Source organism: Nostoc sp. UHCC 0252, from assembly GCF_034931145.1.
Classification (GTDB): domain Bacteria; phylum Cyanobacteriota; class Cyanobacteriia; order Cyanobacteriales; family Nostocaceae; genus Nostoc.
Window position 1 is genome coordinate 90,125 of sequence record NZ_JAYGHE010000020.1, and the last position, 10,213, is coordinate 100,337.

Below are 10,213 nucleotides of genomic sequence, written 5' to 3' on the forward strand. Positions count from 1 at the left end.
TCTCTGCGGTTAAAAATCTTTATTTTCCGATGAAAGCGATCGCTAGCCTTCCGAAATACCTTCATGCTACACTGTAGTCAATATCAAACCTCATCACAACTCCAACGAGATAGCTGAAATGAAGTAGTACCAAACACCTGTTGCGCCAAAGCAACAAATGTCAACGAAGAATAAACGCAACTAGTTTGACAGGGTTACTTCACACAGTCATGTACTAACAATATTGTCATCATTCATATTTACATCTAACCGCTTGGCAAGTGTCTGCGGCTAAGTTTTTTGTGTCTAATATACCCGTAATTCCTGTAAACATACGGGCGGAAGTTTGCGAATTGAGGTTTGGAAATAATGCAGAAAAAATCAACATTATTAGCTGAGAATTTAGCCTACGAACTCAGCTTAGATAGAACTTTGTTTCAAAAAATCCAGGTGAGTATTGAGGCGGGCGATCGCATTGCTTTAGTCGGTCGTAATGGTGTAGGAAAATCAACTCTATTAAAGATACTTGCAGGTCAAATTAGCCCCAGTACCGGTTCTGTTTGGCGTAATGGTGTTGTCTACTATTTGCCACAAATCAGCACTATCAGACAAGAGATTACAGCAGACACAGTACTCGATTTTTTGATTTATGTCTCTGATGAATGGTGGAAGATCGAGGATATTTTGCAAACACAATTCGATACAAATATTAATCTTTATCTGCCAATTACTAACTTAAGTGGTGGAGAAATGACAAAACTATTTCTAGCAATCGGATTATCTCAACAGCCCAATTTGCTTTTGCTAGATGAGCCAACTAACCATATAGATTTGCAAGCTTTAGAAAACTTAAGACAATTTCTGCAAAATTTCACTGGTGCGTTTGTAATTGTCTCACATAAACCTTTTTTCTTAGACCAAGTTACAGATGTTACTTGGGAACTCACACCTGATGCTTTGAAAGTATATGGAGGAAATTTTTCTCAATATCGAGAACAGAAACAAATCGAGTTAGAGGCAGTATTGCGATCGCACGAAGTCGCCCGAAAGGAACTCAAACGCACCCAAACCACAGCGATGCAAGAACAGCAACGCGCAGCCCAATCTAAGCATAACGGTCGCGCCAAGTTTCTCAATGGCAGTATTGATAGAATGGCAGCAGGGCTGATTAAAACCAAAGCTGAGGTGTCTACTGGAACTGCGAAAAAGAAACATGAAGCAGCAGTAGCGAAGGCTAATCAAAAGGTTGCAGAGACAAAGGTCAAAACTACCAAAGTAACGAGTATTCAACTAGAAGAAAAAAATCAAAAGCGCCGAAATCTAGTTAATATCCAGGGTGCAAATCTTAGGATATCAGAACGTCTATTGATTCAAAATATTCAACTGCATATATCATCTGGCGATCGCATAGCCATTATCGGCGCAAACGGTTCTGGTAAATCGAGTCTGGTAAAAGCAATTTTGGGGATGGAAAACCAAACCGCAGTTTTAGACTCAGGTGAAGTTCTGCTAGCACCAGCCATGAAAGCTGTATATCTCGATCAAACCTACGAATTGGTAAATCGCCAATACACACTTTTGGAAAATATGCAAGCTGCCAATCGTAATCTCAGCTATCAGCTTTTGCGTCAACAGTTGGGACACTTTCTCTTTAAATATGATGACGTTCACAAAAGCGCTTCTGTGCTGAGTGGGGGTGAATTAGCAAGATTAGCGATCGCTATGATCAGTATCTCAGGAATCGATCTGCTGATTCTTGATGAGCCAACTAATAACCTGGATATTGAAACTGTTGAACAAATGGTAGTAGGTATCAATGACTATCAAGGGGGACTTTGGGTAATTTCCCACGATCTAGACTTCCTCAGTCGAACTAACATTACTCAAAGTTTTAAGTTGAGAGAGCAAGCCTTCCAAATGACAACCTATTTACCCAATACACCAGAACAATATTATCGAGAATTACTCGAAATCTCTAACCCAAGATCGTTGTAGCTCTTGCTTGCGTAGCCGTAAACTTTGCAAATTCTATACATTAACGCTGAAAGTAGCCCATCCTGCCACGTAAATCTCTAACTCCCCAGCAGAAGCCGTAAAGCATACAGGCAAGTTATAATTCTCTTGCGGTGCAACGTAACAAAAATTTATGAGTAACCCCCTTGTACAAGCCTTTTTCGTAGGCAGAGCAGTAGCTGAAGTAGTTAATGAGCGTTTAGAGGTCGCCTTGACCGATGCCTTGAGCGATCTGGGCAAATTTGATGCAGAAGCTAGAGAGCAGCTGCGCCAGTTTACAGAAGAAGTCCTAGAGCGTGCAAATCGGTCAGCAGAATCAGCTAATGCTGGTCAAACTACTACAGGTAGTGGACAAGCCAGTTCTGATTCAGGTGACTTGCAAGCAGATATTGATGAATTACGAGCAGAAATTGCCCTGTTACGCACAGAATTGCAACATTATCGTAGAACTTCTGCGTAAATTTGGTCATTGGTCATTGGTCATTGGTCAAAAATTATGTACAAATGACAAATGACAAATGACAAATGACAATTCAAAAAAACAGTTTAGGAATCAGAGTGTCTTCTCTTTCAAGCGATTCGGTTGCAAACCAACGGTACACAAAGGATATGGAACAAGGTTATTCAGATAAAGCATACCGTTGGAATCGGGAAAAATACTCTAGCAGACGGCGTTTTGTGGACATTTGGTCTTTCGTCTTGACCTTATTGTTCAAACTTTGGCTATACAACAAATCTTGGAGTTATCCGGGTGGTGTGACTGAGGCCAAGCAAGCTGCAAGACGCAAAGCCCAAGCGGTATGGATTCGCAATACCCTGCTGGATTTAGGGCCAACCTTCATCAAAGTAGGGCAATTGTTTTCTACCCGTGCTGATATATTCCCAGGTGAATATGTAGAAGAATTAGCCAAATTACAAGATAAAGTACCAGCATTTAGCTATGAGCAAGTAGAAGCAACCATTGAAAAAGAATTAGGCAAAAAAATTCCTGAACTCTTCCATAATTTTGAACCGATTCCCTTAGCTGCTGCTAGCTTGGGGCAAGTACACAAAGCTGTGCTGCATACTGGAGAATCGGTTGTTGTGAAAGTGCAACGTCCTGGATTAAAAAAGTTATTTGAAATAGATTTACAAATTCTCAAAGGAATTACTCGCTACTTTCAAAACCATCCCAAATGGGGACGGGGAAGAGATTGGTTAGGTATTTACGAAGAATGTTGTCGCATTCTTTGGGAAGAAATTGATTATCTTAACGAAGGTCGTAACGCTGATACTTTTCGCCGGAATTTTCGCGGCTACGATTGGGTAAATGTCCCAAAAGTATACTGGCGTTATGCCAGTTCTAGAGTGCTGACTTTAGAATATCTTCCTGGAATTAAAATTAGCCAATACGAAGCTTTAGAAGCAGCCGGTTTAGATCGAAAGGCGATCGCTCGTCAAGGCGCTCAAGCCTACTTACTACAATTGCTCAATAGTGGCTTTTTCCATGCCGATCCTCACCCAGGCAATATTGCCATTAGTGCCAGTGGAGCTTTAATATTTTACGATTTTGGCATGATGGGGCGGATTAAATCCAACGTGCGCGAAGGACTGATGCAAACACTGTTTGGTATCGCTCAAAAAGATGGCGATCGCGTTGTGCAGTCTTTGATCGATTTAGGCGCGATCGCCCCAACTGATGACATGGGCCCAGTGCGGCGCTCTGTCCAGTACATGCTGGATCATTTCATGGATAAGCCTTTTGAAAATCAATCGGTCGCGGCAATCAGTGACGACCTTTATGAAATAGCTTATAATCAGCCATTTAGATTTCCAGCAACCTTCACTTTTGTGATGCGAGCCTTTTCTACTTTAGAAGGAGTAGGCAAAGGTTTAGATCCAGATTTTAACTTTATGGAAGTTGCCAAACCGTATGCAATGCAGCTTATGACCGATATGAATGGTTCTGAGGGGAATAGTTTTATTAATGAATTAAGTCGCCAAGCCGCTCAGGTAAGTAGTACTGCCTTTGGGCTACCACGTAGGTTAGAGGATACGCTAGAGAAGCTAGAACGGGGAGATATGCGCCTCCGCGTTCGGTCTATAGAAACTGAACGGCTATTGCGACGGCAAAGCAGTATTCAGCTTTCAATGAGCTATGCTCTGTTAATTAGTGGTTTCACACTTTCAGCTACGATTTTAGTGGTTAGCAATTATGTATTGTGGGCACTAGTACCTGGTTTAATTGCATTAGGGATTTCAGTGATCCTGATCAGACTACTTTTGCGCCTTGACCGTTACGATCGCATGTATTAATTGTTGCAAAAAATTTATGAAACTTAATTTCACGGGTTTTAGCGATCCGGGACTTATTCGTTCTAATAATCAGGATGCTTACTATGTCGACCCAGAAGGGCGGTTTTTCGTTGTCGCCGACGGAATGGGTGGTCATGCGGGAGGTGAGGAAGCAAGTCGCATAGCCACTGAAGAAATTCAGGCGTATCTGCTAGAAAATTGGGAATCTTCTAAATCTTCTCAAGAATTGCTAGAGCAAGCTTTGTGGGATGCCAATAAAGCGATTTTGCAAGATCAGCAAAATCATCCCGAACGTGCCGATATGGGTACAACAGTTGTAGCAGTAATTTTTCGCGCTCCAGAACCGCCTTGGTGCGCTCATGTTGGCGATTCGCGCCTGTATCGCTTCCGAGAGTCCCAATTAGAACAGGTAACAGAAGACCACACTTGGGTTGCACGAGCAATCAAAATCGGTGACATAACCTTAGATGAAGCGCGATCGCATCCTTTTCGTCACGTATTGTCGCGCTGTTTGGGGCGTGAAGACTTGCATCAAATAGATGTGCAACCACTAGATGTAAAAGTTGGCGATCGCTTGCTGTTATGTAGTGATGGTCTTACAGAAGAACTTGTGGAACAGAAGATTGCTAGCTGCCTCTCAGATGCTCCTTGGCTTGATAAAGCCGCCATCTCTCTAATTGAGGCTGCTAAGGAGCAGGGAGGGCACGATAACATCACAGTTGTTATCGTTTCACTCGAATAAATAGTCATTGGTTATTAGTCATTAGTTGATGTTTAGTAACTTTAAACAAATGACAAAGGACAAATCACAAATCTGGTAGATATACTCAGTAATTTGTTCAGTGTGAGCATTTTTCACTTTTACAATTTGATACAAATATTTTTAGCCTCTAAAAAGACCTAATGAGGCTGAATTTGCATAAAATCGATTAATTGACATCTTGCACATAATAAGGTAGGGCGACTATAATTCACGCTTATTACCATTCATTCCCCAACCTCCTTACCTGAGTTTCCGAAGCTTTCTCCATATCTGGGAAGACAGCATCTTAGTTTCTCTTAAACAGGGAACTTATAGAATTCAGGACAAAATCTGCTCATCTCCTCAAAAGAGACCTGTGCAAACCAGAAAGGAGTGAAAGGTAGTTATATCACCTTAGTTAAAACAGAGCCTATTTTCTGGAATGCGGCTCAACTGACTTGGGTAGTATATCAGTAGGATTAGGTGCAAGATATCATATCAAAAAAGTTCCACACTTTGGATGTGGGCAATCTGTCAAACAATTGTTATCTTCCTTAATACGGAGGAACAAATGTTGGACAAATACAAGTCCAATTATCATCCCATTTGGACTTCTGTAAGCGATATCACCTTTACACGTTGTTTTTTCGGAGTTAACTATGAACCAACCAATGAAACTATCCTTGGAACAGCAGTTCAGCATCTGCTCATTTGCCACTCAAGTTCAAAATATGAGCCACGATCAAGCCAAAGACTTTTTGGTAAAACTTTACGAGCAAATGGTAGTGCGTGAGGCAACTTATCAAGAGCTTCTTAAGCACCAGTGGGGCTTAGATTCCGGTTCCACTATGGCATAGAGTCGTTCTACTGTCGCAGTGGGCGACCTCCTTCTCTTGCTTGGTTCCAAGGAGGAAAAGAGCTGGGGATGTCGGGGCGTCAACTTCGATAACCAATTTCACAAAATCAACTAACAACAAGTAAAAATCTTTGACAGTACATCTGCTGGAGCTTAGACCTAACTTTAGCTTTGAGCGCTAAAATTACTGTTTGCTTTAGCCAAACTTCTTTAATTGTTTCTTTCGTCTAGCCTGAGAATTAAACCTGCGTAAATTTACAACTTCCTGAAATATACACACAAGAGTATTCAGAGAGAATTTAGACAGCCCTAATTTGGCGTTTCGTGATTTCACTCTTTATACATATAACTAGAACTTACATCTTTATATATACTTTGTTTATAAAAGTTTACATTCCTTTAGTTAGCGCTCCCTGGTTACATGCACTATATGTAACATTAAGAAATTATTCCTAGCTGGAAAGATCGTATGGAGAATCTGTATCAATGCTTTCCAGTTTTGCCAGAATTTGAGGCTTAATTTTTTCGTACTCGCTTTTGAGTAAGCTTTTACTCATTTGCGGGTCGGCAGAAGACATCAATGTGTTGCTCATTGCGACCCACTCTTGCAGTCTCTGACGCTGGGCAGAAGCGACACTGGAAAGTAAGATATGGCTACAGCGATTTGGTGTTTCTCGTGCAAAAAACAACAGACGGTAGTAACCTGTATGCTGTAATAACCGAGTAGTTTCTTGACCAAGACTAGTTTTGAGATCAAGGTAGTAAGGCAACCATTTAGCACCATGTTTGCGGTTGTAGATAACAGTAATCCATAGCAACATGGGATGGGGAATAGAGATGAAAAGAAATTGGTTATAACGGGTACAGAGGAAGCGCTTCTGAATTTCTTCTTGCGGTAGCATTACCCACAGCGCTGGTAAAACTTCGCCATTGCTGTGAATGGACTGAGGAAATACAATATCGGCAATTGGCTTATTTTGAGGCCAGGAAATAGCACGAACGATTTCATCATTTGACAAGGATGCTCGTAAATCGGCTTTAGTCTTCTGTTCAAGCTCAGGACTAGCCGTAGCAGTAGGAATTAAGGCATAAGTATCTTGCTTAATTTTGTGTGTATGCTCAGGCTTTTCTAGAGATGCTAAAACTTTGAGAATTTCAGTGATACTTTGGGGGCGATCGCGTGCTACTTTAGCTAGACAACTCATCACCAAATTTTCGATTTCTTTTGGTAGCTCTAACCCAGGTACAACCTCAGCAAAAGAACGTGGTTTTTGATAGTGATGTGTTTTATACCATGCTCCAAAAGAATGAGTTGGTGCTACGAGTGGCATTTTGCCTGTGAGCATTTCAAACATCATCACACCCAAACTATAAATATCAGCACGGTTATCTAATTCTTTTCCCTCCATCTGTTCGGGAGAAGAATAAGCCAATGTCCCCAAATAGAATTTTGTATGGTCGCCATCCGACTGTAATAACTTAGCAATACCAAAATCTAGAACCTTGACCAATTCACCGAAACTGGGATCTTGAATCACTAGCATATTACTTGGCTTGATATCCCGATGGATAATTGGGCAAATTGTGCCATCAACGGGGATGCCATCATGAGCGCACTGTAATCCCAGACTGAGTTGACGCGCCATACTCAGAAATCTTGGTAAGGGTAGCCGTTGCTTACGAATAATACTGCTTAGGCTTTGCCCTTGTAGATATTCCATAACGTAGAACGGGGTGTTATTGTCATCTACGCCATAGTCCATAACTCGGACAATGTGAATACTTTTTTGCCCTAGCAAAGCACAAGTTTTCGCTTCTCGCTCAAAGCGGTCTTGCAATCGCATCTTTTCATTTTGGATTGATAAAGCAAGAAACTTAACCGCAACAGGTACACCTCCCAACAAAGTATCTTTAGCGCGATAAACCCGACCCATTGCTCCAGTACCGATTAGCTCCTGGAGTTGGTAGCGTTTGCTAAGTAAGCGACCAATGTTGGGGTCTGACATAGAGAATTTGAATCCAAAAGCAGGTGTAAGTGTTTAGGAAAAAAAGTGCATTCAAACTGAATATGTGAATTATTGCGCCCAGAAATCAATTTCTAGACTCGTAGCATAAGGCAGAAATAGAAGTCAAAAAGCAAAAAGCTTATAAGCTGAAAGATTTTCAATCGTTGTATCTACACAGCGCTGTACTAGTACAGCTAGGAGTTCGCCTACTTTTAACAACAGGATTTTGCCCCAAGCCTTGATAAATTGAGATAGTAAGTAGATTTACGCAGTCTATACTAGCTTTTTTTAGCCCTCTTTTAAAGGATTGAAGCTATGCTCCGTTATTACAGCTGGTGCAATATTCCAAAGCAAGCAGAAAAATTAGATAATGAAACTTCATATTATTTTGCACTCTAATTGTGGTGTAGTTTTAGTTTGCCCAATTTTGAGTAAATAGATAACTCTAGGATCTGCCAAAAACCTTTATTAAGGGTAAGAGTAGCCCTGCTAAGGTGACAAATAACCGGATCATACAGCTATGCGAAGCTATGCGATCGCAAGCAGTAAAGTGGAGAGGCGATGGTAAACCCTGGGTGTAACCAGGGCAAAAGCACCTAAATTACTCTCGATCGCAACCAAGGTTAAGAACCAACGAAAAAATCAGCATTTCTCGCTTGATTTATTTTCCAAGCCTCAAAGCGATCGCTAAATCTATGCTAATAAGCATTTTTATTAATGCGACCTAATACTTAAGAGGTTGTTTGAAAAGTTGCAAAGTATACAATAAACCCCTCTCTAAACCTCTCCCCATTGGCGTTAGCCTGCCGTTAGGCAAGCGGAGAGAGGCTTTGATTGAAAGTTCCATTCTCTTGTAAAGAAGAGGGGCTGGGGAGTTAGGTTGTGTAGCTCTTTATGTTACCAAAAATACTTTTCAAACATCCTCTAAAGATATGTTATTGTTTATCCAAACTGTCGTACTACTAATTGGGCGATTTTCGTTTTCTCTCTAAATTATAAGAAATATCAAAAACTGATTTATTGCCCATTATATAGTATTGAATTCGACGGCTGATAATATTCCTAAATTGGGGAATAAAATCAGAAAAAAAGTACGGATTTTTCCAGATTTCTGCTAATACTGTTACCCATTTTTTTTGCTTTATAGGGGTAACAACTTGAAAGTAAGTTAGATATTTCTTATAGGTTTCAAGATTATTATACAGAGCCTTCATTAAAGCTGGATTTTTTTTTACAACCTCTTGTTGCATGAAAGAAGTAGTAGTTTTACAGTATTGGTTTAGACGTGGTAATGGGTTTTGATATACTAGAGAACCAGGGCGTGAGCGGTAAAAATAATATGGTTTTGGCTCAATAAAAAAACGGGCTCCTTTGATTAAGCATTTCATGTCGAGCCAAAAATCTTGACCCATCCTGATTTCTTCATCGTATTTGATGCCGTGCTTAACTAAAAATTCTCGTTTAAATAGAGGCTTGCTTAAACCCAAATGCAACCCTGGTTGCCCATAGACATCAGTTTCTACAAAATAAACGATATCAACTTGGAGAATTTCATCTATACGTTCTCCACTTTCTTCAATCAATGTACTCCAAGGAGATGTTGCACCATCGTGGATTAAATAAAGATCATCAGCGATCATGTCTGCATTTGTTTTCTCTGCCAGGAACACAAGCTTTTCTAGTCTTTCGGGAGCATACCAGTCATCTGAATCAAGAACAGCAACCCATTCTCCTTGGGCTGCTCTGAGGGCACGATTACGCGCAGCAGCAGCGCCCAGATTTTGTTGATTAACTATTACTTTGAGACGTTGGTCACTAAAACTTTTTGCGACTTCCACAGTTTGATCGCTTGAACCATCATCGACGATGATGACTTCAATATCGTTGAGTGTCTGCTCTAAGGCGGACTCTATTGCTTTTGCAATATACGCTTCGGTATTGTAAGCGGGGATAATAACAGAGACTTTAGGATTCATAAACTGAACTCCGGGCTACACGGTTCCGTAAAAATGCTTAAATCTTCATGGTATAGTATAAAGACTTTTCTTGATACTATCACTAAAATCTACGCACTTGACAAAAAAAGTATGTTGTGTATCAGCGCAAATACGTCGTTTCACCTTCTTATTAATTATTCATGAATGGTAAATAAACCACATCTGCCGTAAGTGAAATTTATGAATTTCCCTTAGATAATGTTTGAAAAATATTTTTAGTAACATCAAAACCTCCCAGAGTATCTTTTGAGCAAGCTTTTCCCATAGTTAAATGGGGATTTAAAAGCCTCTCGACGTTTCAGGGAGAGGTTTGGAGAGGGGTTAA

7 protein-coding genes are annotated in these 10,213 nt (G+C 40.5%); 5 read left to right on the forward strand and 2 right to left on the reverse strand.

The window, feature by feature from the left end; all coding sequences use genetic code 11:
• Positions 1-348: 348 nt before the first annotated feature.
• The 5 genes from abc-f to VB732_RS14450 all read left to right on the forward strand — a co-directional run bounded on the left by abc-f (position 349) and on the right by VB732_RS14450 (position 5,886).
• Complete coding sequence (gene abc-f / locus VB732_RS14430) at positions 349-1,974, forward strand: ribosomal protection-like ABC-F family protein (protein WP_323231547.1); 1,626 nt, start codon at positions 349-351, stop codon at positions 1,972-1,974.
• Between the two features lie 151 nt (positions 1,975-2,125).
• Complete coding sequence (locus tag VB732_RS14435) at positions 2,126-2,452, forward strand: DUF6825 family protein (RefSeq protein ID WP_323231548.1); 327 nt, start codon at positions 2,126-2,128, stop codon at positions 2,450-2,452.
• 149 nt (positions 2,453-2,601) lie between these two features.
• Complete coding sequence (locus VB732_RS14440; RefSeq protein ID WP_323231557.1) at positions 2,602-4,287, forward strand: AarF/ABC1/UbiB kinase family protein; 1,686 nt, start codon at positions 2,602-2,604, stop codon at positions 4,285-4,287.
• 16 nt (positions 4,288-4,303) lie between these two features.
• A complete protein-coding gene (locus VB732_RS14445) occupies positions 4,304-5,029 on the forward strand; it encodes a Stp1/IreP family PP2C-type Ser/Thr phosphatase (RefSeq protein ID WP_323231549.1) in 726 nt (241 codons plus the stop codon).
• Between the two features lie 659 nt (positions 5,030-5,688).
• Positions 5,689-5,886 (forward strand): NblA/ycf18 family protein, encoded by a 198-nt coding sequence (locus VB732_RS14450; RefSeq protein WP_041565841.1) that lies wholly within the window; start codon positions 5,689-5,691, stop codon positions 5,884-5,886.
• 451 nt (positions 5,887-6,337) lie between these two features.
• Here VB732_RS14450 and VB732_RS14455 read toward each other — a convergent pair whose 3' ends face one another.
• Together VB732_RS14455 and VB732_RS14460 are read right to left on the reverse strand one after the other, a co-directional pair.
• Entirely contained in the window at positions 6,338-7,891 is a 1,554-nt protein-coding gene (locus VB732_RS14455; protein ID WP_323231550.1) for a serine/threonine-protein kinase, read from the reverse strand.
• A 962-nt stretch (positions 7,892-8,853) separates the two neighbouring features.
• Positions 8,854-9,867: a glycosyltransferase family 2 protein gene (locus VB732_RS14460; protein WP_323231551.1), complete on the reverse strand. Its 1,014-nt coding sequence runs from the start codon at positions 9,865-9,867 to the stop codon at positions 8,854-8,856.
• Positions 9,868-10,213: the final 346 nt, after the last annotated feature.